Source organism: Candidatus Borrelia undatumii (assembly GCF_020882015.2).
Lineage (GTDB): Bacteria > Spirochaetota > Spirochaetia > Borreliales > Borreliaceae > Borrelia.
In genome coordinates this window covers 125,290-149,988 of record NZ_CP086555.2, presented here as the reverse complement: position 1 = coordinate 149,988, position 24,699 = coordinate 125,290, and the positions used below count along the sequence as shown (strand labels likewise).

The window sequence follows — 24,699 nt, the reverse complement described above, 5'->3', positions numbered from 1 at the left end:
GTATTTGCTTTGTTCATCTGTTTTGCGAACTTTGTTCCTCATAGGTATTGGTTCCTAGGTTCATTGCTTTAGCAGGGTGTTTAAGTTCCACCAATAAACACTTACTCCGCTTTTCTCACCATAAAGTATGCTGAGTATTCCATCCCTAGACAAACTTTCGGCAAGAAACGTGAGGTTCGGAGGTTCAATTAAAACCATCTGTTCTTTAATTTGCCCCTTATTGTCAAGACTCCATATTAAAGTATTAAGTAGGGTTTTTATGTTGGTTGACGCTATTACTCTATCTTTTTGAATTCCGATGATATTGATGAAGCTTTCTTGTTGATCGTCTAATAAATTTTTAGGTAGGGTAATTCGGTCTTTTATTTCAAATTTTTTATTTTTGTCCAGATTTATCGTGTAGAAATATTGGTTTTTAATTCTAACCCCAAGGTCGTTAATGTTTTCAGTGGTTCCTATATTTTCGTAATAGGTTGTCTTTACATAAATGACTTTCTTTCCTACTTCAAAGAATACCTTGTCTATTGATATATTATACTTCCTGGTTTCTTCATCAGGTATTTGTAGCATGTGTTTGTTAACATAAATCTTATAAAGGGGTAACAAATTGTTGTCATAAGAATATATAATATACCCTTCGCTATATATTGTTATTACAGCAATATGATTTCCGTCATCAATGTTTATATCGTAAACTTGTGGAAACGGTGTTCCATTTTTACCCTCCTGACCCAGCACCTCTATGGATAGATCTTTATTTAGGATAAGTATTTTCGTGAAGTATGCAATATTTTCCTTCTCGTCAAATTTAGATTTTCCACTCTCTAGTATGTCTGATACTACAATAAAATCCTTTGATGGATATATGGCCTGGACGTTTTTAAAATCTACGTTTTTGATTTTAAGATCATGATTTGTGTCAAATACCCCATTTTGGTAAGCCTGAATTAATTTTCCATAAGAGTTAAAAATCATCAGTTTGTTTGTTTTTGTCTCCACAATGTAGACAAGGCCATTGTATGTTTTAATATCAAAGCTTGAGTTTTTAAATTTATCCTCAAGTGGCGCAATTTCTCCAGGTAGTGTCCCAAATGGTATTTTAAATTGCTTCTCTCCTAGTTCATTTAAAGTTTCAGCGTTGCATGATATAATTGCAGGGAGTAAAGTTAGTATGCAGGCTTTGTGAAACTTTCTCATTGTTTAGATGGTATTATTTTAAATGGTTAAAAGTCAATTATTTGGGAGAATTGATACCTAATATGTTAAGAGCAATACTTGAGGCGGCTGTTGGCTCAAAGAGTAAAAGGGATTTGAAAAATTATCTTCCTGCTTTAAGGAATATTAATAGACTTGAGCCTTGGGCACTTTCTTTAGCAGATGAAGACTTTAGTAAAGAGACGGGGAGGTTTAAAAGTGAACTTAAGAAGGGTAAGACTTTAGAGGATATATTAGAGAGGGCTTTTGCTCTTTCCAGGGAAGCTGCTAGAAGGCGTCTTAAAGAAAGGCCTTATGACGTTCAGATTATTGCAGGGCTTGCACTTCATCAGGGTAAGATAATAGAAATGAAAACTGGAGAGGGTAAGACTTTGTCTTCTGTACAGGCTGCTTATCTGAATAGTTTAACAGACAATGGGGTTATTATCGTTACTGTTAATGATTATCTTGCTGAGCGTGATTCGAATTGGATGAGACCAGTTTTTGATCTTTTGGGGGTTAGCGTTGGTGTTGTACTGTCTGATATGGATCATGCCAGAAGAAAAGTGGAATATGGTAAAGATATTACTTATGTTACAAACAATGAACTCGGGTTTGATTATTTAAGAGATAATATGCGATTTGATTTGGCTCAAAAATCTTTAAGAAGTTTTAATTACTGTATCATTGACGAGATCGACTCCATTTTGATTGATGAGGCCAGAACGCCTTTAATTATTTCAGGATCTACTGAGGGGGATACTAGGGCTTACCTTGAAGTTAATTCTCTTGTATCCCTTTTGAAAGAATGTTCTAGGGATCCAAAAACGGGAGACTATCCGTTAGAGATTGATGATCTTGATGGTGATTTTACTGTTGATGAGAAAGGCAAGAGGATATCTTTTACTGTGAATGGGTTAAATAACCTTGAGAAGATTTTGGTTTCAAGGGGCATAATTAAGGGATCTATGTATGTTGACCCTAATTTTAACTACGTCCACTATATGACCCAGGCCTTGAAAGCCCATTTGCTTTTTTTAAAAGATAGGGAATACATTGTTGGGGATTCTGGCGTTGAGATTGTTGATGAGTTTACGGGTCGTATTTTGGCGGGGCGAAGATATTCTGATGGTTTGCACCAGGCTATTGAAGCTAAAGAGGGTGTTAAGGTTGCTAGTGAAAATAAAACTATGGCGACAATTACATTTCAGAATCTTTTTAGGATGTTTAAGAAGATCTCTGGTATGACAGGTACGGCTGATACGGAAGCTAAGGAATTTCATAGGATATATAACCTTGATGTTGTGGTTGTTCCTACTAATAGGATGGTGGCAAGGATAGATGAAGATGACGTTATTTATTATACTGAAGAGTTCAAGTTTAATGCTATTACTGAGGAAGTTTATGAGGCTTACAAGAGGGGACAGCCCGTGCTTGTTGGAACGGTTTCTATTGAGAAATCTGAGATTTTGTCAAACATGTTTAAAAATAAAGGGATTAGACATGAGGTACTTAATGCGAAAAATCATTTCCGTGAGGCTTTAATTATTGCTGAAGCGGGGGCAAAGCACTCTGTTACTATTGCTACCAATATGGCTGGTAGAGGGACTGACATTAAGCTTGGAGGTAATCTTGAGCATCGAGTGCGTAAAAAGATTGGAACGGGAGCAAGTCTTGAAGAGTTTCAAAGAGCTGTTCGTGAGGAAAGAGATCAGTATCTTAAAGATTATGAAGAAGTGAAGAAGCTTGGCGGTCTTTATGTTATTGGTAGTGAACGGCATGAGTCAAGAAGAATAGATAATCAACTCAGGGGTCGGGGGGGGAGACAGGGAGATGCAGGTCGGTCAAGGTTTTATGTGTCTCTTGAAGACGATTTGATGCGTCTTTTTGCAGGGGATAGTTTGAGGTCGTTAATGGGGAAGCTTGGTATGGCTACAGGGGAACCCATTGCGCATTCTTTGCTGACAAGATCCCTAGTTAATGCGCAAAAGAGAGTTGAAGATAGGAATTTTGAAATTAGAAAACACCTCTTGGAGTATGATGATGTTATAACAAAACATAGGGAATTTATTTATGCACAAAGGGATTCAATTCTTGCTGACGATAATATTAAGGAGCGTCTTCTTCTTTCTTTAAGGGAATATCTTGATTTTTTGTTTGATGAGGTTAAGGGTGACGTGGTCACGGGGTCTGTTTTAAGTGAAATAAATTCAGTTTTTGCCCACATGATGGGAGATATTGGCTCTGTGGAGGGTATGGATATTTTGGATTTGAAAAATAAATTAATGGAAGTTGCAAGGGCTAATTTAGTTGCAAAGGAAGAGTTAATTGGGCCCGAGCTTTTAAATGAATTTTTAAGATATGAATATTTAAGAAATATTGACCTTAAGTTTCAAGAACATCTTGCCAATCTTGACTCTTTAAGGGAGTCTGTATACCTTAGGTCTTATGCAAATAAAAACCCGATTACTGAATACAAGGAAGAGGGGTTTGCGATTTTTAGTGAGCTTGTCAAAGATATTAAGGTTGAGACTATAAGAAGAACTTTGCAAATGAAAGTTGATGTTGATTCTAATGATTATGAGAAAAAATCTCTTAAAAAGATAAGAGCCACTCATAAGAAATTTTCAGATTTCGTTTCTGGAGAAGGAGATAATTCTGAAAGTGTGCAAATAGTTAGAAGAAGCCCCAAAATAGGGAGAAATGAGCCTTGTCATTGTGGAAGTGGTAAGAAATATAAAAATTGTCATGGAAAAGGCTAGAAAGGAGGACTTTGTGTTTAAGTTGCCGGAACTTGGTTACGCATATGATGCTTTGGAGCCGTATATTGATGCTATGACTGTGGAAATTCACCATAGCAAACATCATAATGCGTACACAGTAAATTTAAATTCTGCCCTTGAGACAGCAGAAATAAATTACTTTAAGGATATTGAAAGTATATTAAAAAATATTCAACGTTTCCCTCAGGAATTGCAAACAGCGGTAAGAAATAATGGCGGTGGATATGCTAACCATGGCATGTATTTTAGAGTTTTAAGGCCTGGAAACAGGGATAATGTTTTAGAAAATTTTGAAGAACATGTTAATGCTACTTTTGGAAGCCTTGATAAGCTTAAGATGCTTTTAAAGGATTCGGCCATGAAGATTTTTGGAAGTGGTTGGGCATGGCTAGTCCTTCATGCTAAAAAGGAGTTGCAAATAGTAACGAGGGCGAATCAGGATAGCCCTTTGATGGAAGATTATAAACCTATTTTGGGTGTTGATGTTTGGGAGCATGCATATTATCTTAAATATCAAAATAGAAGAGCAGATTACCTTGATGCATTTTTTAAGGTTTTAAATTGGGAAGAAGTCTCAAGAGTGTACAACGAGATAATAGAGTAATTTTTTTAAAAACTTTCAACTAGGCTGGACAGGAAGTGTAGATCTCAGCCTGGGTTGTGTGTTTCCGATTGTTTGTTATATTTCGTTGTTAAAATTGTCTCTTTCTATGTCGTTGAAATATTTTACCGTGCCGACTTTAAGTTCGTGTGTTGCAGACTCGTCCGAGATGATGATCGATTTTGCGTGTAATTGAAGAGCGCTAATTGTCCACATATGATTAACTCCGCTTTCAATTGCATGTTTTAGTGCTCTGGCCTTGTTGTATCCATTTACAATAATTAATACTTCTTTTGAGTCCATAATCGTCCCTACCCCTACAGTTAATGCACTTTTAGGAACTTTGTTGGTATCATTGTCGAAAAATCTTGAATTTGCGATGATTGTGTCTCTAGTTAAGGTTTTAATTCTTGTTCTTGATTGAAGAGATGACCCTGGTTCATTGAAGGCAATATGGCCATCAGGTCCAATTCCTCCCACGAAAAGTACAATACCGCCGTAAGATTTAATTTTCTTTTCATAATCTTTGCACTCTTTATAAAGATCAGCAGCATTGCCATTTAGAATGTGTACATTTTCATTTTTTATGTCTACATGGGAGAAAAAGTTACTCCACATGAATGAGTGGTAACTTTCGGGGTGATTTTTATCTAATCCTACATATTCGTCCATATTAAATGTAACCACGTTTTCAAATGAAATTTTTCCAAGTTTATTCATTTCAATTAGGTTTTTATACATCCCAAGAGGAGAACTACCCGTTGGAAGGCCCAAGACAAATGGCTTTTCTTTTGTTGGCGAAAATTCTTTTATCCTCATGGCCACGTGGTTGGCTGCCCATCTTGAAATGTCTCTATATTCGGGTCTAATGATTAGTCTCATCTTTCTTCGTCTCCTTGTATTTATGATTAAAATCAAAGTTTGTTAAATATTATCCTCGATTCTATCATTGTTAGTTTTAGATTTAGATCCTTGTCCAGAACATTGATGTTTGCATCATAGCCATGACATATTAACCCCTTTTTTTCAAGATTAATTATTCTTATTGGATTGTATGAACTTGCCTGGATAGCGTCACTTAAGCTATATCCGAATTCTACTAAGTTTTTAACACCCTGTACCATCGTAAGGGCTGACCCTGCAATTGTGTCATTCTTTACCGTGTGGAACAATCCATCATCTTTAAGATAAACTTCATCTCCATTTGCGATTAACTTTCCAACCGATTGTAGCGTTGGTGTTAATCCGTCGGTTACAAGAATCAATTTGCTTATATCTTTAAGCTTTCTAAGCATTAAAACAAGTTTTGGATGAATATGATATCCGTCAGCAATGATTTCGCAAGATATATCCCCATGAATTAAAACGGCTCCTATCGCATTTGGGTTTCTGTGATCAAGTTTTGACATTGCGTTGAAGAAGTGAGTTGTATGAAGTATGCCTACTTGAAAACCTTCAATCATGTTTTCATATTTTGCATTAGTGTGCCCCGCCTGAAGTGTTATGTTATTCTCCATGCAAAACATTGCAAGCTCCCTCATTCCCTTAAGCTCGGGGGCAACCGTCATTGTAGCAATATTTGTTTTTTTCCTTCCAAAAGAATCTGTGAAAGTTCCTCCTGCTGCGTCTATGAATTTTTTCATGATTTCGATGCTTGGTTCTTGGAGATAAGAGACGGGATGGACACCCTTTTTTTCAGGAGAGAAAAAAGGTCCCTCAAGATGAAGTCCTAAAATTTTTGCGCCCTTCTCTTTACCCATTGCGTTCGTGCATGCCTTAATCGTTGCAACCATTTCATCAATTGGACGAGGATAAAGAGTAGGCAGGAAGCCCACCACCCCATATTCCGCCAAATGATGTGACATTTGAATTATCGAATCTGTTGAGCATTGATCAGTTCCGTAACCGCAAAAGCCGTGTATGTGGTTATCATAAAGCCCCGGTGTTATATAGTTGCCCTTAATGTCGATCATTTCATATTCTTTTAGGTTAATTTTTTCAAGTCTGTCGGCCGTTACGATATCAAAAATTCTGCCGTCTTTGATAAGGACAGCAGAATTTTCTATCTTGTCATTTCCTGTCAGCACAGATTTTGAGTTGAATAAGCAGAAATTTGCCATATTTACTCTCCCATTAACCTAAATTTTACTATAAGCAGGTGTGTTTTTAAAGCGTTTATTCCCCGATGCATGTACCACTAACTTTGCTGGTTTTCTAGATAAATTTCGTTATTAATGTTTTCAAGCCTTCTGTGTTAAACTTTTCCACAGGAGGTATCTTGATGTCTTCCGGATTTTTCGTTCCAGGCGTGGACAGTAAGTATAATACCAAAGAGATTCGCGAGTCAATGCTTAAGGGCGATAAAGCTAAAATAGATACATCCTTAAAAAAGCTTGAACATCTAGAGCAGGAAAGAAGTGCTTGGCAGGTGATTAATAGAAAAGTTTCTACTCTAAATTCTCTTGCAAAGCAAATTACATCTCTTAATAGCCCTTTCAATCACATGTCAGGGAAGTCTAGTAACGGTGATGTGCTTTCTATGACAGCTAGCTATGGGGCTAAAAATGAAACTTATAAAATTAGTGTTAATCAAACAGCTAGTTCAGATGTGTTTTTGTCCGCGAATTTTAAACAGAAAGAAATTGAAGTTCCTATAGGGGATTATACATTTTTAGTTGGTAATAAAGAGATTAAGTTTAAGAATAATGGTGATGTTGTATCTCTTGTAAGAGACATTAATAGTTATGGTAAGGGGTTTTTAACGGCAAAAGTTGTCAAAAGTGATAATGCTGGGAATAGTAGACTAATTCTGCAGTCTTTAAAAGAAGGTGAATCTAATAAGCTTATTATGAAGGATGAAGCTTTAAGGCTTGCTAGGCGAATAGGTATTTTAAGTGAACTTGAAACGAACTTTACTCCAGATCCTGCAGAAATTGTTAATACGCAACAGAACAGTAGCAATAATATTTCCCTTGATAAGAGCAGTGTTATATTGGAACCTCTTTCTGAGATTGCAATAAGCATTCCAGAAAATATTGAGATTAGCGGTGGAAGTAAAATTAAGTTTGAGATTAAGTACCATGACACAGAAGATGAGGGCGTTTTAAATGAAATTGTTTTTAGTCCCGGCGAGGCTACTTTTGAAGATGCTAGGGTTGAGGGTGAGGACAGTATAATTAATCTTGGACCTGATCATAAGCCACCTTTAAGGGAAAAAAAATATATTCAAATGAATATGATTAAAATACACGGTAATTCGGGATCTTTAGAATTGCCTCCAGTAAATGTTTCAAGTGAATTTGAGAAGGTTGAAGTTGAAGTTGGATCACTTTTGGATTTAAAGGAAATAAACATTGAGAATAGGCTTAATAACAAGGTGTTCACTATTCGTGGTATTGAGGTTTTTGATCCAAGAAATAGGGATGGTTATTTGCCAATAAATGCTAAAAGCTTTGCAGAGAATGCGAAGGTAAGATTTGATGGGATAGATATTGAACGAGATTCAAATGTCATTAATGATCTCGTTCCTAACGTTACGCTAAATTTGAAAAAAGCATCAGAAGAAGTTATTATTGCTCAGGTTGAGCCGGATTATGAGGGGATTAGAAAACTTTTATTGGATTTCCTTGTGGCCTATAACGAAGTCCTTGCTGAAATTAATATTGTAAGTTCCAATGAAGATAGTACAGAAGGTAGGAAATCGGATGTATTAGAGGAATTGACTTATTTGAGTGAAGAAGGGAAAGAGGAGGCCTACAAAAACTTGGGAATTCTTAGGACAGAATTTGCTCTAAAGAATCTTAAAGCAAAACTGGAATCAATCATGTTTAATAGCTACAGAACCAATGATCCTAATTTTTCTATAATAAGTCAAATAGGAGTGTTTACTAACTCTATCTCGTCTTCCGGTGGATTATCCCGTTATTTACAACTTGATGAGAAAAAATTTAATGAGATAATAAGAGACAATATTAGTTCAGTAAGGGAGCTTTTTGCGTTTGATCTTAATGAAGACCGAATTTATGACGATGGACTTGCTAAGATACTTGGGGATTATCTATTTCCTTTGGTTAGTTCTGGGGGGTTTATTTACAATAAAGTAAGGAGTTATGATCTTAAGATTCCCAACCAGAAGAGCGTGGTTGAAGATTATAGGAAGAAATATGAAGAACGCGAGAGAAAGGTGGAGGGGGAACTTAATACTCTGGATTTTACCGTGAAGAAAACGAAGGAACAGGAAGAAGTTCTTAAATCTTTTAACTTACAAAGACAAAGCAGGTGATGAATTTATTGGCATTGCATTTATCTTTTTCTTATTTTTGTGATATCCTTCTTAAAAGGCGAAGGGATTTGCCAAAAGTATGTGATAAATCACGGAGGAACAATATATGATAATAAATCATAATACTTCAGCTATTAATGCTTCAAGAAACAATGGTATTAATGCTGCTAATCTTAGTAAGACTCAGGAGAAACTTTCTAGTGGGTATAGAATTAATCGTGCGTCTGACGATGCTGCTGGTATGGGTGTTGCTGGGAAAATTAATGCTCAGATTAGAGGATTGTCTCAGGCTTCTAGGAATACTTCAAAGGCTATAAATTTTGTTCAAACAACAGAAGGAAATTTAAATGAAGTAGAGAAGGTATTGGTGAGGATGAAGGAGCTTGCGGTTCAGTCTGGTAATGGCACATATTCAGATGCAGACAGGGGATCCATTCAAATTGAAATTGAACAACTTACAGATGAGATTAATAGAATTGCTGATCAGTCTCAGTATAACCAGATGCATATGTTGTCAAATAAATCTGCTGCTCAAAACGTAAGAACAGCGGAGGAGCTTGGTATGCAACCCGCTAAAATTAATACACCGGCATCTCTGGCTGGTGCGCAGGCTTCATGGACATTGAGAGTGCATGTGGGTGCAAATCAGGATGAGGCCATTGCTGTTAATATTTATGCGGCTAATGTTCCTAATCTTTTTGCTGGTGAGGGGGCACAGGCACCTGCTCAGGCAGCAAACCAGGAGGAGGGGGCGCAGGCACCTGCTGTGGCGGCTGCTCCAACTCAGGGGGGCGTTAATTCTCCGATTAATGTTACAACTACTGTTGATGCTAATATGTCACTTGCAAAGATTGAAAATGCTATTAGGATGATAAGTGATCAGAGGGCAAATCTTGGAGCTTTTCAAAATAGACTTGAGTCTATTAAGAGCAGTACAGAATATTCTATTGAAAATTTGAAGGCGTCTTATGCTCAGATTAAAGATGCTACTATGACAGATGAAATTGTTTCATCTACAACTAACAGTATTTTGACACAGTCTGCTATGGCGATGATTGCACAAGCAAATCAAGTTCCGCAGTATGTGTTGTCACTTCTTAGGTAGGTTTAATTTTTGATTAGAAAGGGTCTTTTAAAGACCCTTTATTTTTGCTTGCATCAAGAAAAGTATTGGTGTTTTAGTATAATTGGTGTTAGTGTGTTTTGCTTTCGATGTTTTAATTAGGGGTGCGCTTTGTGGCTAGCGTTAGAGTCAGAAATCTTTATAAAACATTTTCTTATAGTAATAATAAAAAGCGAATAGCTAAAGCGATAAGCAGTTATGAGTCGGGAAAAGATAAGGCGGAAATTTATAAAGAATATTCCGTCTTTATTGCAAATGCTAATATTAGTCTTGATGTTTATGAAAATGAAATTTTGGTTATTATGGGAATGTCAGGTTGCGGTAAGTCTACTTTTGTTAGATGTCTAAACGGTATATATAAAATAGATTCTGGGTCTATTTTGGTAGATAATATCGAGATGAATGATATTAATCAAAGGGATCTTTCTGCTTTAAGGAAAGATAAGTTTGCTATGGTATTTCAAAATTTTGGACTTTTTCCACATATGAATGTTTTAAGAAATGTGACTTATGGACTTGAAGTTAAGGGCGTTCACAAAAAGATTAGGGTGCAGAAAGCTCTTGATGTGCTAAGGCTTGTAGGACTTGAAGATGTTCAGTATAAGTATATAAGTGAACTTTCAGGCGGAATGAAGCAAAGAGTAGGAATAGCGCGAGCTTTGGTGGTTGATCCGGATATACTTTTAATGGACGAGGCTTTCTCAGCTCTTGATCCTTTAATACGAGGAGAGATGCAAGATGAGCTTTTAAGATTGGTGGCTAAATTAAAGAAGACGGTTGTGTTTATTACGCATGATTTAATTGAGGCTTTTAAGTTGGGCAACAGGATAGCTTTTATGAAAGATGGAGAAATTATTCAGGTGGGGAGGCCATTGGAAATATTGGCAAATCCTAGTACAGACTTTATAGCTAATTTCATTAAGAATCTTCCCGTCTTAAACATTTTAAAGATTAAAGATATTATTAAGGTTGATTTTACTCTTGATACGAGTTCTGCTGAATTTAATGTTATCATTAAAAGAGAGGGTGATGGGTTTAGTTTGTACAATATAACCAGTAAAATGAAGCATAGCAGTCTTGTTTCTTTGAAGTTAGGGTTGGAGGATGAGATAAAGAGGGTTGTCCAATATTTAAATAAATTAAGTTTTTTAATAATAACAGATGATCGGGGTGATGTTATTGGATATGTTGATTTGGGAGAAATTACTACTTTATTGTCAAGGTAGGGAGTTATGGGTAGAGATTTTGTAGTATCTAGTATAGACAAGTTTTTTAACTTCTTGGTTGACAATTTTGCAGATTCTAGTGGCGTGGGCTTCTCAAGGGTTGTTCTTTTATTCTACGAGAATTTAAAAAAGTTATTTCTTTTTATTAATCCCATTTTTTTTATTGTTATAATTTGCGTTTTCAGTGTTTTCTTTTTAAAGAAAAGATTGGCTTTATTGATTATGCTAGGGTTTTGTTTTATTTTGTACTTTGATCTTTGGGAAGTTTCAATGGATACTATATCAATTATTTTTGTATCTGTATTATTTTCGTTGATTTTGGGAATTCCGGTAGGTATTTTGAGTGGGTATTATTCTAAATTGTATGTGTTCTTAAGGCCTATGCTTGATCTAATGCAAGCAATGCCCCCTTTTATTTATTTAATACCCGCTATACCTTTTTTTGGCATGGGCACCTCTTCGGCTATTTTTGCTACAATAATTTTTGCAATGCCTCCGGTTATTAGGTATACAAGGCTAGGGATTGTTCAAGTACCGGGGGAGGTGGTTGAGGCCGCAAAATCTTTTGGGAGTAGCAACTTTCGTATTCTTTTTCAAATTCAGTTGCCATTGGCTCTTCAGAGTATAATAGAGGGAATTAATCAGTCAATAATGATGGCAATATCTATGATAGTTATTGCAGCGATGGTTGGATCATCTGGACTTGGTAGGACTGTAATATATTCTGTTGAAAGGTTGAATTTTGGAGAAGGCCTAATATCGGGGTTAGCTGTTGTTGTAATAGCAATTATTTTGGATAGAATTATGCAAACTATTTTTATTAAATTTAGCTATTTAAATACTGACAATTACGGAATCAAGAAAGAAAATAAATTTAAGAGGTTTTTGGAAATATATAATAAATGATACAGGTGATATACATCTTTTTGGATAGTTGGAGGTTCTATTGATGAGGAATTTGTCTGTCTTTGTTTTGCTAGTTCTTGCTTTTACCTTATTTTCTTGTGATAAGGATGATGGCTCTGTTTCTAGAAAAGTAGTCAAGATTGCGTATGTTAATTGGATAGGTGAAACAGCCGCTACTAATGTTGTTAAGGTGGTTTTTCAAAAAATGGGTTACGAGGTTGAGATATTCCCTGTTACAACATCCGTGATGTATCAGTATTTGGCGACAGGTCAGGTAGATGGGATGGTATCTGCTTGGGTTCCAACAACTGACAAATTTTACTATGAAAAGCTTAAAGATAAGTTTGTTGATTTGGGCGCTAACTATGAGGGAGCATTGCAAGGGTTTGTGGTGCCAAGTTATGTTACAATCTCTAGCATTACTGAGCTTAAGGGCAGGGGGGTTGATTTTGGAAGTAAGATAATAGGAATAGATGCTGGGTCAGGTACTCAACTTTCTGTAGAGGAAGCGCTTAAGCGTTATGAGTTAGATAAAGAATATGAACTTATTCCTTCAAGTGAGAGTGTTATGCTTGCAAGTCTAGAGGTTGCGATTAAGAAGAATGAATGGATTGTAGTTCCTTTGTGGAAACCCCATTGGGCATTTGCCAAATATGACGTTAAATTTTTGGATGATCCCTTGATGTCAATGGGTGGGGTTGAGAGTGTCCATACTCTTGTAAGACTTGGACTTAAAGAGAATGATCCGGATGCATATTATCTATTTGATAATTTTTATTGGGATGATGGCCTAGTGTTGCCCTTAATAGGTAAAAACTATAAAGAATCCGGACGGGAATATAGGAATGCCGTTGAATTTGTTGATAATAACAAGGAACTTGTCAAAAGTTGGGTGCCAGACAAGTACAAAAACTTATTTGATTAATCTTTTTCTAAATTCCTTTAATGAGTTTAATATTGGGTTTTCGGTCGGCATCAATTCGGATCCCCCTTTGAATAGTGAATTGCATCTCAGTATTCTTAGTACAATTAAAGTCAGGGCTGTTGCAATATTGTATTTTCTAAGACATTCTATTGCATAGTTTGAACAGCTGATCTCATATATGCAATAAAATCCAACAATTTTGGAAAAAGTTTTTTGGTATATCAATATTAGTAATATAACTGCCAGATTTGGTGTTAAAAGTAATTTTTTTAATATCTTCATGTTTGAAATTATACTATGCTATGATTTAGTCATGGTATAAAACGACGGGTGTGTTACTGGTGTAGACTGTTTATGCCTTTGCGCTTTAGGGGGGTAACATTAAAAAATTGATATTGATTTTTGTTTTAGTTGGTTCGTCTTACGCAGAAACTGTTCAAATATCTCCTGAGGAAGCCGTTCGTATGGCTTTAGAGAATAATTTAGAAGCTAGGAATGCTGGGTATGCAGAGAAGATAAAGAAGCTATATAAAGATAATTCTTGGAATGTTTTCATACCAAATTTAGGTGTTAATGCAGGATTTTCAAGAGCAGGTTCTCCTATTCCCAATGCAGAGGAGAAAGATTATTGGGTGGTGGGGCTAGGAGCTTCCGCTGATCTTGCATTAAGTCTTTCTGTTTTTAAAAAGCTTCAACTTACCGTTCTTGACTATGAAAGGGCTAAAATAGATAAGGAAAAGGCTATTAAAAGCATTAGATTGGGTGTTCTTAAACTTTATAATGAGTTGATAGCTTTTAAAGTCACTTTAGAAGTTTTAGAAAGTCAGCTTAAGAATAGTAAGATCAAGTTTGATCAAGCTAGTATTGCGTACAATAATGGACTTTTGTCTGAGTTGGATTACCTTGATGCTAGGCTTAAATATGATCAGTCTCAGCCTGCTTTAGATGAGCAGATAATTAATCTTGAGAAATTAAAAGAAACATTTAAGTTGCTAATAGGATTGGATGTTTTACAAGATTTTGAGACCGTAGGGGAATTATCAGATGGAATACTGGATTTTTCGTTACTCAGTGAAGTCATAGATGTAAATGAACTGCCAGATATTAGGGCATTAAATAATACTTCTAGTAAAATTCAAAAATCTATTGATTCTATTTGGTTAGACACTTTCTTGCCAAATTTTTCTTTTGGGGTATCTTATTCTGCCTCTATTCCCCTTAGCGGTAATTCAAGTGGTTTTTCAAAGAATGGATTTTCCGCCTCTTTGGGGCTAAATTACAATTTAACGAGGATGATGCCATTCTCAGGGAATTTTACAAATATATGGGATAAGGATTATCAGTTAGAGATTTTGAAAAATCAGGTTTCAGATGAAATTCGTAAGTTTAAATCTAATGTTGTACACAAGCGTAAAGATGTGAGAAGATACAAATCTATTTTAGATGCTTCAAAGATAAATTTAGAATTGTCTAGAAAGAATTATCAAATGGCGCTTGACGCTTTTAATTCGGGCGGAATAGATCTTTTAAGATTAAATGATATTGAGGTTTCTTACAAAAAGAGTGATTTGCAGTTTATAAAAGATAAATTAAATTATGCTAATGCAATCCTTGAGTATAAAGACTTAATAAATGCATTGGATTGATAGGGATATTTTATGAGTTTGATTCTTAATATGATATTTAATATCAGGTATTATTTATTTTGTTTAGGCTTGTTGTTTCTTTTTTCATGCGATAGGAACTCTGGTAAAGAGACTCAAGGAGGTGTGGAGGGGGGCGGTTATGAACCTCACAAATTTCCAGTTATTGTCATGAAAGTTAAAAAAGGGGTTTTAAGTAATTATATTGCTTTAAATGGTGATGTAGATACCAAGGTTAAAGCAGATGTTTTTCCAGATGCTACAGGTAAAATAATAACTCTTAATGCAAGACTTGGAACTTATGTGCGGAAGGGACAAGTAATTGCAACACTTGATCCATCAAAGCCAGGTGCTATTTACCTAAAGAGTCCAGTAAAGGCTCCAATTTCTGGGTATGTTTTAACTGTTAATCGTAAAATCGGAGAAACAGTTGGGCCTCAAACGAGCATTGCTTTAGTAGGTAGAATAGATACAACTCAAATTAGGACTTATGTTTCTGAGAGGTATATCCTAGATATTAAGCCTGGTAATATTGCAGTTGTTGAGATTGAATCTTATCCTGGCGAAAAATTTGGAGCAAGAATTTCAGAAGTGTCCCCTGTGCTTGATATTAAGAGCCGAGCGGCAGAAGTATACCTTGAGCCTGTGGGAAATAGCGCAAAAAAAATGGTTGTTGGAATGTTTGCAAAGGTGAAAATTGTTACTAGCCAATTAAAAGATGTAATAAAGATTCCAAGCAGTGCTTTTCTAGAACGAGAAGGCAAACGTTTCGTATTTAGGATAGATAAAGATACTAAAACAGCTCAGATGTTATTTCCACTAATAGGTTTTGAGGTAGACAATATTGTATCTGTTAGCGATGGGATTAATGAAGATGATTTAATTGTGGTTGAAGGCATGTCAGCTCTTTCCGATGGAGCTTATGTAAATATAGCAGAAATTAAAAATGGGCTTTCGAGTGAAGACAATATTTAGTTTTTATTGGAGCAGTGTATGCTAGTAAAGAAGGTTGTTGATAAGCCAATAACGATGTTGGTATTGTTTTTGCTGATAGCCATGGTAAGTGTTTATGCCTTTACAAGGTTAAAGATAGATTTGTTGCCTGCAATTGAAAACAGTGTGATTACTATTTATACAGCCTATCCAGGTGCTTCTCCAAAAGAAGTTGAGGAGAGAGTTTCTAGTGTTTTTGAGAGTAGTCTTGCTTCGGTGAAAAATGTGGAAAAAATAGACAGCTCATCTTTTAAAGGAGCAAGTAGTGTTGTTGTTAAATTTCATCATGGGTCCAATTTGGATCTAGCTTTAAATGAGATAAGAGATGTAATTGATTCTTTGAAGGATCTTTTGCCTAAAGAGACCAGCACGCCTAAAATTATGAGATTTCGTTCAGGTGATATACCAGTGATGACGTTTGTTATTTACTCGGATAGGTCTGTTTCAGAGCTCAGAAGATATGCGGTTAGCATTGTCAAGCCTAGGTTAGAAGGTCTTAATGGGGTTGGCCTTGTAGAGGTTTTAGGAGGTAGCGATAGGAGCATTTTAATCGAAATTTCGCAAAATAAGCTAGAGTCGTATGGGATTACTTTGTCAGAGATAGCAGCATCAATTTCTTCTCAAAATTTTGAATTGTCGGCTGGCAATGTAATAGACAATGGGTTGGAGTATTTAACTCAAGTACCTGCAAAATTTGCTTCAATTAGGGATTTGGAAAATGTAGTTGTTTCTTATAGAAATCCAGACAACTATTCTTTAGGAAGCCCTCCCCCTATTCAGATAAAACTTAAAGATATTGCAAAAGTCAAGAGTACTTTTAAAGAATTGGACTATTACGGTTATTATAATGGCAAGCCCTCTATTGTTCTGGAGTTACAAAAACATGGTGATGCAAGTCCTATTACAGTTTCAAATGCGGTTAATGAAGAAATTGACAAGATCAGGCTTGCACTTCCAAGGGATATATCTTTAGATCTTGTTTCAGATACTTCTGAATTTATCAAAGAATCCATTTCTTCTGTGGCTGATTCAGCTTATTATGGGGCAATTCTTGCAGTGTGTATTATTTTTTTCTTTTTAAGAAGCTTTAGGGCGACGATTATTATCGGAATTTCGATACCGTTGGCTGTGGTTATTACCTTTTGTTTAATGTATTTTGTAAATGTTTCGCTGAATTTGTTGAGTCTTTCAGGTCTTGCGTTGGGCGTTGGTATGCTTGTCGATTGTTCTATTTCTGTAATAGATAATATATATAAATATAGGCAGAAGGGGACAAAGCTCATTCCATCCGCAATTTTGGGAGCTCAAGAAATGATGCTTCCTATTGTGTCTTCGACTTTAACATCGATTTGTGTTTTTGCACCCGTTCTTGTTTTTAGATCTGAATTGGGGGTTATCGCTGATGTGGTTAGAGATTTTGCTTTTACTATTGTTATAGCTTTGCTAGCCTCTTTATTTGTTGCAATTTTTTTAGTTCCCGTTCTTGCTGTTCATTATGTTGGCCTTTACACTACTTTTCAGAAACCCATTAAAAATAAATTTATTAAAAGAGTTGATGATTTTTTTTATGGAATTTATTATTTTGGAGAAGTTTTCTACGTTAAGTTGCTAAAGTATGTCTTGTCTCACAAAGTAAGTTTTTCATTTATCATTATTTTTAGTTTTCTTTTAAGTTTGTTTTCGTTTTTGTTTTTAAACGTTTCTTCTGGCCCTAGTGTTAGATCCTCTTCGATTAGATTTACTTTTCAGTTTCCGGATAAGATAAATTTGGAAAGTTCAAAATTTTATGCAGGTAGGTTATTGGAAATTATAAAGGACGAGATTAAGGATTACAAGAGTATCATTACCCAGGTATATTCAAGCGAGGTGGGTTTTCAAGTTGAATTGCCTCCAGGAGGGGATGTAGATGAAAAGGTGATGGATCCGGAAATTCTTAAATATAGGGTTTATGGGCGTGTTGCACAGCTTTATCCTTATTTAAACACTAAAGCTTCTTCGGAAGGAGGGTTCTTTGGCGGATCTCCTATCGACATTAAGATTATCGCTTCTAATTTCGAGGCTGCAAAAGATTACGGAAGTTTATTGGTTAATGCTTTAAAGAGGGAATTTCCTAATCTTGTAAATCTTGGGCTTAATGTGAAGGAAGAAGAAAATCAAATAGATATAGATATAGATAGAGACAAAGTTTATTCTTATGGAATTAGTATGAGCGCTCTTTCAAGAGAGATTAAGGCTAATATTGATGGAATTTCTGCAGGGAAATACACTGAGGATGGTTTAAACTATGATATTTTACTTAGGCTTGACAGAAGCGACATTACCAATTTAAAGGATCTAAATAAGATTTTTATTAAAAATACATTGGGAGTTAAAATACCTCTCTCTTCAGTAGCTAGACTGAAGAAAACAAAGGGAGTTGGGGTTCTTTTCAGAGAAGATCAGTCTTCGGTGGTGCGTCTTAAGGCAGGAATTCCTCCGGGTGAGAATTTGGCTTCGATCACATCAAAGGTAACTGATTTTATAACCAATAAATTTCCACAAAGAGACGGTATATTGGTTGATTTTAAGGGAGAGTATGATGTATTTATTAAGAGCATGGAGCAATTTAGGACTGTAGTTTTTATGGCTGTTTTGCTTGTATTTGGAATAATGGCATCTCAATTTGAATCTCTTTTAAAGCCATTTATTATTTTCTTTACAATCCCATTAACTGTAGTGGGTATTGCACTCATTCATCTTATAACCAGGGAGACTGTCTCTGTTTTTACAGGTATTGGTATGCTTATGCTTGTCGGAGTTGTTGTTAATACGGGTATTGTGCTAATAGACTACATTAATTTATTAGTCAAGAGGGGCTTTGTGCTCAGAGAGGCAGTGCTTGAAGGGGGGCGTTCTAGGTTTAGGCCTGTTTTAATGTCTGCTCTAACATCAATCATGGGACTTATCCCTCTTGCATTTTCAAACACTAGTGGAGGCGCGCTTGTAAAGCCGATTGCTATTACTTTTATAGGCGGAATGACTGCTAGTACATTTCTTACATTACTTTTTATTCCTATGATTTTTGAAATTTTTTCTAAAATCTCTGTAAAAAATTTCAGCTTTTCAAAATCATTAAAATTAATCAATAAAAGTGACTCACATAAAAAGTTAGAGAGCGTTGATTGTGACAAGAATAATAGGGCCAGAGATAGTCTTAATGATTTCTTTATTGAAGAGGATGATGATTAGTGGGGATTTTGTATGTATAGAGTAGAAATAATTTCTAACTTGTCTTTAGAACACGACGTTCACGAGTGTATGCATGAAATAGAAAAAGATTTAGGTGAGTCTGTATATTATTCTAAAATATATAATGTTCATGGAAAGGGGAGAAAGGGCGAGAAACAGGCTAATGGAGTTTGGCCTGAGGAGAATTTTATTCTTATAGTTTATACTTGTGAACCAATTGTTATGGAAAGACTAAAGGATGCTGTTGAGGCTTTGGACAAGGAATATCCTACAGAGGGAATTAGGATTTTTGTTATGGATATTTGACATTTGGCAAACCTTATAAGGCATCAATTTAAAGATAATATCTTCTAAATTTGTTGGATTTTGTTCTTTTTCGTTTTAAATCGTTGGTGGTGGTTATCTTGATGCGCTATTAGGAGTGTGGTTAAGGGGTTCGAATTATGATTTGGTGATTTAAGATGGTATAATTAGATCATAACGCCGTGGGTGTTGAGTGAGATTGTATGTCAATAGTGAAGTCATTTTTTGAAGTTGCCGATAGGTGTGGTGATGGGGTTGCTCAAATATATAAGAGTGGTAGGAAGTATTGTAGGATTACTTATAAAGAGCTAAAAAACGATGTTTTAAGGTTTGCATCCTTCTTAAAGGGTGTGGGTTTAGGATACCAGGATAAGGTATTTATTTGTTCCGAAAATAGAGTTGAGTGGACTGTCATAGATTTTGCAATTTTGTCTTTGGGAGCTTTAGATGTACCCAAGGGGGCTGATGTTACTCTTTTTGAGGCTGAGGTGATTGTTAATTCTGTTCTGCCTAACATAGTGATAGTTGAAAATTTAAGACTTCTTAATTTGATTTCTCAGGTTAAGTTTAAGGTGAGGCCTGTTATTGTTGTTATTGACGATTTATCGGACAGAGATGAGGAAAAGTTTAGTGGCTTCAAGGTCTACTCTTACAAGGAGTGTATTTCAATTGGAGATAAGTCAAGGAAAGATGATGAGGTTATTAAAGCTTTAAATGGAGTTAATGGCCACGATATGGCAACTATAATATACACGTCTGGCACCACTGGAAATCCTAAGGGGGTGGTGCTTTCGCATTCTAATTTTCTTTATCAGGTATCTAGCTTTAGTCGGATGATTAGTACTGGTGAAGGTCAGATATTTATGTGTATTTTGCCTATTTGGCATTCATTTCAGAGATCGTTTTCTTACAATATTTTTCTCAAGGGAATGGTTTGTTTATTTTCGAGTATTGTGCCAAGGAACATGCTTGACGATATTAAGAGTATTAATCCTCACTATATTGCTGCCGTACCTAGGCTTTGGATTGCAATAAGGCAAAATATTTACAAAGAGGTTGCAAAGAAGTCATTCTTGGCAAGGTTATTCTTTAAATTTTTTGTCAGTGTAGCTTGCTTGAGTGATATTTGTTATCGGGTAGTTAGAGGGTTGTATCCTGATAATGGATTTGACTTATTAATGCCTGTAAAAAAAATATTGGGGGTATTGGTTTTAGTTCTCTTGTTCCCTATCAGGACATTGGGTGATTCAGTTATCTTTAAGAAGATAAGGAAAGTTTTGGGCAATAATTTTGTTGTAGGTATTACCGGGGGTGGTAGTATGTCTTTATCTGTTGTTAGATTCTTTAATTCAATTGGAATTGAACTTGCTAATGCTTATGGATTAACAGAGGCCTCTCCTGGTATTGCTTCTAACGAGCATGGGAAAACGATACTTGGAACTTGCGGCAAAATACTGCCTGGAACTATTGCTGAGATTAGAGATGAGGATGGTAATAAATTTAAGAAACCAGGCAAGGGTATTTTATTTGTTAAGGGTCCTCAAATCATGCTTGGATATTATCAAGATGAGAAGGCTACAAGGCAAGTTATTGGTTCTGACGGATTTTTGAACACGGGAGATATTGTTAGATTGTCAAGGGATGATGTTGTTCAGGTTATTGGGAGACAGAAGGATACTATTGTCTTAAATAATGGAGAAAATATTGAGCCTGCGCCAATCGAGGTTAAGCTTGAAGAGTCTTTATTAATAGAAAAGGCTGTGGTCGTTGGGCAGGATCAAAAATTTTTAGGGGCATTAATTCTCCCTAATTTTGATGAGATAAATAAATATTTGGAGAACATGGGGCAGAAGATTCTTGATTATGATAATAGGCGTCAAATTATTGCCAATAATGTTGTACTTAAGGCTATTAATGACGAGATAAAAAAGCTTATTAACAAAGCGAATGGATTTAAGCCTTTTGAGCAGATATTAAAATTTACTCTTCTAGAAAAGCCATTTGAGGTGGGTAAAGAGATGTCAATTAAGATGGACATTAAGCGTAATTATATCTTAAGTTCTTATAGAAATGAAATAAAGAATTTGTTCTCTTAATTTATTTAAGGCTTATTTCAAGATGGTCTATGTCTTCTAATTTTGTTTTAGGAGGGTGTGATTGTTTGTACACGAATCCGCTGCCCTTTATATTTATTTTTATGCTTGTGTAGTTTTTTAGTATTCTCATTAAATCTCTTTTGGAGATTCCTATGAGATTTGGTATGTATTCCGTTTTATCATGCTTTATTGTGGGTTTTGGTAGGCTAATTTTTGAGGGAAGCCTGATTTTGTTATATTTATCTTTGTTGTTGCGATATTCAATTAGTTCTATTATTTCTTTTGCCATCGGCGCAGCAATTCTTGTTCCGTATATAATCTTTTTAGGGTATCTGTATACGATATATATGATGTATTGTGGCTCTTCTGTAGGATATATAACTAATATTGATGATGTATAATCTTCTTCTGAATATGTTCCAGTAGCTTTATCGATGACTTGTGAGGTTCCACTTTTTGCCGAGATGCTTAAATTTTTTATCCTAAGCTTTGGTATACCCCCTTTATTTACAACTTCTTTCATCATTTTTAAAACTTCTTGTGCTGTACGGCTAGATATTACCCTTCTGATTTCTTCTTTTTGAAATTCTTGAATCGTATTTTCCATTTCATTACTAATTTTTTTTATGATCCTGGGTTTTATCATAATTCCGTCATTTCCTAGCACACTAGCAGCTTGCAGGATTTGAATAGCAGATACCCCTATTTCTTGTCCAAATCCAATTGTGGGTTTACTTCTTCCCGACCATTTGGAGTAATGCTTTAAAAGCCCCTTTGTTTCTCCAGGAGAGGGGAATCCAACTTTCTTCCCAAATCCGAAATCTAGAAGTTTTGTATAAAAATATTGATTACTTACTTTGTCCGTAATGTGGGCTATGCCCACATTTGATGAATGGATTAAAATTCCACTAGAGTCAATATAGTCATAGGGGGGATTTAAAGTCTTTATTGTAATTACTTCTCCGGATTTAAATCTTTTTTGATATATGCCGTTATCCAGGAATTTTTCATTTAAATTTAAGCGCCCACTGTCTAATATAATGGCAACTGTAAAAATTTTATTAATACTTCCCGGTTCATAAGTTAAAGAAGTGGCAAAATTGTTCCATATATCTTTAGGATATTTTAGATAATAGTTAGCATCATACTGTGGAAACTGAAGCATAGATAAAATATCTCCATTTCTGGCGTCCATTATTATGGTAAGCATACTTTCAGGATTGTTTTCTTTAAAATACTTTTTAGTTATCTGATTTGTACTCCTTTGTAAGTTCATGTCTATTGTCAAGTATATGTCGTTTGTGTTCAGAGTTTCATTTATAGATTGTTGTCTTGTGAAATCTTTGTTCAGTGTGCTGTTCAAAGATAATTCAATTCCGTTAAGTCCAACGTTGTCGGTTCCAACAAATCCTGTAATGTTGCTTGCTAGCTCTCTGAAAGGATAGATTCTTGTATGATCTGGATAAAGAGTGATTTCTTTTAATCTTCCTTCTGATTGAATTCTTTCAATTAAATCAGATTCTTCTCTTGGTACCTTTCTTTTTATGTACATAAATCCTTTTTTTCTGGTTAATTCCTTTTTAAGTATTTTTGGTTCAATTTTAAGAATTGCGCCAAGGGTTTCTGATATATTCACAATGTCTTTTATTTTATTTGTGTCTGTTCCAACCGAATATGACTGTGAGGAGAAGGCCATTACTTTCCCATTTCTGTCATAAATATTCCCCCTTTTTGAAGTACGGTCTATGTTTTTGGGGAAATAGATTGATTCTCTTAACGACATTAGAGTAAAGTATTTGTAAATTGGTAATAACGTGATTATTAGGAAAGAGATAAGAACTATATTTAGTCTCGACTTGCTAGTGGAATTTCTATGCATCAAGTGCTGTTATTTCTCCTTGTATATAATAAACACTAAAGTGTTAAGAGTTTAAATATTAAGTTTTTCCCGTATTTATAATATCATACTTATGGGAAGATAAAATTTGAAATTATAGAGGTTGAGTAGAGTGAGTGTTAAAACTTTGAAAGGTTTTAGGGATTATTTACCTAAAGAAGCGTTAATTCGTACCCATGTGATAAAGCAAATATATAGTGTTCTTATGTCATATAATTTTGATTTAATAGACACTCCCGTTCTTGAATATTCCGAGTTTCTTTTCAGAAAAGGTGGAGATGAAGTAGAGAAGCAAGCCTATAGGTTTAAAGATAATGGTGATAGAGACGTTTCTATGCGTTTTGACCTGACGGTTCCTTTTGCAAGATTTATTGCTACCAATAGAACTAGACTTAAATTTCCTTTTAAAAGATTTCAGATAGGTAAGGTATTCAGAGGTGAGAATACCCAAAAGGGCAGATATAGAGAATTTATGCAATTTGATTTTGACATGGTGGGCGAGGATACTTTTCAAAGTGACGCTGAAATTTTGTCTATTGTTTATTGTGGACTTGAGGAAGTTTTTTTAAATTTTATAGAAGGTATTGATAGAAAGTTTGTTATACACTTTTCCCATGTTGGAATATTGAATTCTTATGTTGACATGTTGGGATTGAAGGATAAGAGCCTTTTCATTTTAAGGAATGTAGATAAAATTGACAAGATTGGAATTGAGAATGTCAGGAAAAATCTGCTTACAGAGCTGAGTGAAGAACATGTTAATTTAATGTTGGAATTTATAAATTTACAAGGGTCTTTTTGTGATAAGTTGGGGGCCTTAAAAAATGTTTTAGGGGACAATGATGCTATTAGGAGACTTGAAGATGTTTTTGTGCATCTGAACTCATTAGGGATCCAGGATGCTTTTAATTTCAATCTCAAGATAGTGCGCGGGCTTGGTTATTATACTGGAGTCGTGTTTGAGGCAGAGGTATTGGGGATTGATATGGGAAGCATTTGTAGCGGTGGGAGATATGGTAATTTAATATCTTCATTCTCTAATTCTTTGCAAAAGGTTTCAGGTGTTGGGGGTTCTTTTGGAATTGATAGAATCAAGGATGTAATTGAACATGAAAAATTTAGTTATATCAAGTTGTTTGTTACTAAGGCTAGTTCTAGGGTATTGATCGTTAATATAGATAGTGGGCTTGAGGCTTATTATTATAAGCTTGCAGATAGGTTTAGAAGGCATGATTATTCTAAAGTTAATAATATTGCTTGTGAAGTATATCCAAAGAACAAGGAAGGCAAAAATATTAAGGAACAAATTGAGTATGCCCTTAATAAGGATATAAGGTTTTTAGTTTTTGTTGGTAAAGATGAATATGGGGAAAGCAAAATGAGAGTGCGGGATTTAACTAAAAAAGAGGAGTTGCTACTATCCTTCAGTGAAGCCATAAAAGTTATTAAGGGAAATGATAAATTTTTATGTACGCCTTTTTAATCTAAATGAAGTTAAA

General features: G+C 35.2%; 18 protein-coding genes. 13 read left to right on the top strand and 5 right to left on the bottom strand.

Going from position 1 to position 24,699, the window contains the following annotated elements; translation table 11 throughout:
- Nucleotides 1-60: 60 nt before the first annotated feature.
- Nucleotides 61-1,197 carry an LIC_12708 family protein gene (locus LKV13_RS00740; protein ID WP_229088671.1) on the bottom strand — a complete coding sequence of 379 codons (1,137 nt, stop codon included), beginning with the start codon at nucleotides 1,195-1,197 and terminating at the stop codon, nucleotides 61-63.
- Nucleotides 1,198-1,259: 62 nt separating this feature from the next.
- On the opposite strand from LKV13_RS00740, the gene secA reads away from it, so the two are divergent.
- Nucleotides 1,260-3,956, top strand: coding sequence for a preprotein translocase subunit SecA (secA, locus tag LKV13_RS00735; protein ID WP_229088670.1), 2,697 nt, complete (start codon nucleotides 1,260-1,262; stop codon nucleotides 3,954-3,956).
- A 13-nt stretch (nucleotides 3,957-3,969) separates the two neighbouring features.
- On the top strand, nucleotides 3,970-4,581 hold the full coding sequence (locus tag LKV13_RS00730; RefSeq protein WP_306701177.1) for a superoxide dismutase: 612 nt from the start codon (nucleotides 3,970-3,972) through the stop codon (nucleotides 4,579-4,581).
- 75 nt (nucleotides 4,582-4,656) lie between these two features.
- Here the strand turns inward: LKV13_RS00730 and nagB are convergent, their stop codons facing one another.
- Nucleotides 4,657-5,460 carry a glucosamine-6-phosphate deaminase gene (gene nagB, locus LKV13_RS00725; RefSeq protein WP_229088667.1) on the bottom strand — a complete coding sequence of 268 codons (804 nt, stop codon included), beginning with the start codon at nucleotides 5,458-5,460 and terminating at the stop codon, nucleotides 4,657-4,659.
- A gap of 32 nt (nucleotides 5,461-5,492) precedes the next feature.
- Nucleotides 5,493-6,698 (bottom strand): N-acetylglucosamine-6-phosphate deacetylase, encoded by a 1,206-nt coding sequence (nagA, locus tag LKV13_RS00720; RefSeq protein WP_229088663.1) that lies wholly within the window; start codon nucleotides 6,696-6,698, stop codon nucleotides 5,493-5,495.
- Nucleotides 6,699-6,859: 161 nt separating this feature from the next.
- Between nagA and fliD the strand changes: the two genes are divergently transcribed.
- The 5 genes from fliD (at nucleotide 6,860) to LKV13_RS00695 (ending at nucleotide 13,040) form a co-directional block, all read left to right on the top strand.
- Complete coding sequence (fliD, locus tag LKV13_RS00715; RefSeq protein WP_229088657.1) at nucleotides 6,860-8,860, top strand: flagellar filament capping protein FliD; 2,001 nt, start codon at nucleotides 6,860-6,862, stop codon at nucleotides 8,858-8,860.
- A 106-nt stretch (nucleotides 8,861-8,966) separates the two neighbouring features.
- Nucleotides 8,967-9,965 (top strand): flagellin N-terminal helical domain-containing protein, encoded by a 999-nt coding sequence (locus LKV13_RS00710; RefSeq protein ID WP_229088655.1) that lies wholly within the window; start codon nucleotides 8,967-8,969, stop codon nucleotides 9,963-9,965.
- 131 nt (nucleotides 9,966-10,096) lie between these two features.
- The gene (locus LKV13_RS00705) at nucleotides 10,097-11,209 is read left to right on the top strand and encodes an ATP-binding cassette domain-containing protein (RefSeq protein ID WP_229088653.1); all 1,113 of its coding nucleotides are present in this window, start codon (nucleotides 10,097-10,099) and stop codon (nucleotides 11,207-11,209) included.
- Between the two features lie 6 nt (nucleotides 11,210-11,215).
- Nucleotides 11,216-12,115, top strand: a complete 900-nt coding sequence (locus LKV13_RS00700; protein ID WP_229088652.1) for an ABC transporter permease — start codon at nucleotides 11,216-11,218, stop codon at nucleotides 12,113-12,115.
- A 43-nt stretch (nucleotides 12,116-12,158) separates the two neighbouring features.
- A complete protein-coding gene (locus LKV13_RS00695) occupies nucleotides 12,159-13,040 on the top strand; it encodes a glycine betaine ABC transporter substrate-binding protein (protein ID WP_229089656.1) in 882 nt (293 codons plus the stop codon).
- Here the strand turns inward: LKV13_RS00695 and yidD are convergent.
- Complete coding sequence (yidD, locus tag LKV13_RS00690) at nucleotides 13,029-13,322, bottom strand: membrane protein insertion efficiency factor YidD (RefSeq protein WP_229088651.1); 294 nt, start codon at nucleotides 13,320-13,322, stop codon at nucleotides 13,029-13,031. The genes LKV13_RS00695 and yidD overlap by 12 nt on opposite strands.
- A gap of 182 nt (nucleotides 13,323-13,504) precedes the next feature.
- Between yidD and LKV13_RS00685 the strand changes: the two genes are divergently transcribed.
- From LKV13_RS00685 to LKV13_RS00665, 5 genes are all read left to right on the top strand, one after another.
- Nucleotides 13,505-14,686 (top strand): TolC family protein, encoded by a 1,182-nt coding sequence (locus LKV13_RS00685; protein ID WP_229089655.1) that lies wholly within the window; start codon nucleotides 13,505-13,507, stop codon nucleotides 14,684-14,686.
- 12 nt (nucleotides 14,687-14,698) lie between these two features.
- On the top strand, nucleotides 14,699-15,658 hold the full coding sequence (locus LKV13_RS00680; protein WP_229088649.1) for an efflux RND transporter periplasmic adaptor subunit: 960 nt from the start codon (nucleotides 14,699-14,701) through the stop codon (nucleotides 15,656-15,658).
- Nucleotides 15,659-15,676: 18 nt separating this feature from the next.
- Entirely contained in the window at nucleotides 15,677-18,904 is a 3,228-nt protein-coding gene (locus LKV13_RS00675) for an efflux RND transporter permease subunit (RefSeq protein ID WP_229088648.1), read from the top strand.
- Between the two features lie 12 nt (nucleotides 18,905-18,916).
- Nucleotides 18,917-19,210, top strand: a complete 294-nt coding sequence (locus LKV13_RS00670; RefSeq protein WP_229088646.1) for a PG0541 family transporter-associated protein — start codon at nucleotides 18,917-18,919, stop codon at nucleotides 19,208-19,210.
- A 200-nt stretch (nucleotides 19,211-19,410) separates the two neighbouring features.
- Nucleotides 19,411-21,303, top strand: coding sequence for an AMP-binding protein (locus LKV13_RS00665; RefSeq protein ID WP_229088644.1), 1,893 nt, complete (start codon nucleotides 19,411-19,413; stop codon nucleotides 21,301-21,303).
- 1 nt (nucleotide 21,304) lies between these two features.
- Here the strand turns inward: LKV13_RS00665 and LKV13_RS00660 are convergent, their stop codons facing one another.
- A complete protein-coding gene (locus tag LKV13_RS00660; RefSeq protein WP_229088642.1) occupies nucleotides 21,305-23,182 on the bottom strand; it encodes a penicillin-binding protein in 1,878 nt (625 codons plus the stop codon).
- Nucleotides 23,183-23,312: 130 nt separating this feature from the next.
- Here LKV13_RS00660 and hisS point away from each other — a divergent pair, with 130 nt between their 5' ends.
- Nucleotides 23,313-24,683, top strand: a complete 1,371-nt coding sequence (hisS, locus tag LKV13_RS00655) for a histidine--tRNA ligase (protein ID WP_229088640.1) — start codon at nucleotides 23,313-23,315, stop codon at nucleotides 24,681-24,683.
- Nucleotides 24,684-24,699: the final 16 nt, after the last annotated feature.

Bases quoted from the DNA above. Each gene is read 5' to 3' on its own strand.
- LKV13_RS00740 (WP_229088671.1), bottom strand. From the start codon at position 1,197: ATGAGAAAGTTTCACAAAGCCTGCATACTAACTTTACTCCCTGCAATT.
- secA (WP_229088670.1), top strand. From the start codon at position 1,260: ATGTTAAGAGCAATACTTGAGGCGGCTGTTGGCTCAAAGAGTAAAAGG.
- nagB (WP_229088667.1), bottom strand. From the start codon at position 5,460: ATGAGACTAATCATTAGACCCGAATATAGAGACATTTCAAGATGGGCA.
- nagA (WP_229088663.1), bottom strand. From the start codon at position 6,698: ATGGCAAATTTCTGCTTATTCAACTCAAAATCTGTGCTGACAGGAAAT.
- fliD (WP_229088657.1), top strand. From the start codon at position 6,860: ATGTCTTCCGGATTTTTCGTTCCAGGCGTGGACAGTAAGTATAATACC.
- LKV13_RS00710 (WP_229088655.1), top strand. From the start codon at position 8,967: ATGATAATAAATCATAATACTTCAGCTATTAATGCTTCAAGAAACAAT.
- LKV13_RS00700 (WP_229088652.1), top strand. From the start codon at position 11,216: ATGGGTAGAGATTTTGTAGTATCTAGTATAGACAAGTTTTTTAACTTC.
- LKV13_RS00695 (WP_229089656.1), top strand. From the start codon at position 12,159: ATGAGGAATTTGTCTGTCTTTGTTTTGCTAGTTCTTGCTTTTACCTTA.
- yidD (WP_229088651.1), bottom strand. From the start codon at position 13,322: ATGAAGATATTAAAAAAATTACTTTTAACACCAAATCTGGCAGTTATA.
- LKV13_RS00685 (WP_229089655.1), top strand. From the start codon at position 13,505: ATGGCTTTAGAGAATAATTTAGAAGCTAGGAATGCTGGGTATGCAGAG.
- LKV13_RS00680 (WP_229088649.1), top strand. From the start codon at position 14,699: ATGAGTTTGATTCTTAATATGATATTTAATATCAGGTATTATTTATTT.
- LKV13_RS00675 (WP_229088648.1), top strand. From the start codon at position 15,677: ATGCTAGTAAAGAAGGTTGTTGATAAGCCAATAACGATGTTGGTATTG.
- LKV13_RS00670 (WP_229088646.1), top strand. From the start codon at position 18,917: ATGTATAGAGTAGAAATAATTTCTAACTTGTCTTTAGAACACGACGTT.
- LKV13_RS00665 (WP_229088644.1), top strand. From the start codon at position 19,411: ATGTCAATAGTGAAGTCATTTTTTGAAGTTGCCGATAGGTGTGGTGAT.
- LKV13_RS00660 (WP_229088642.1), bottom strand. From the start codon at position 23,182: ATGCATAGAAATTCCACTAGCAAGTCGAGACTAAATATAGTTCTTATC.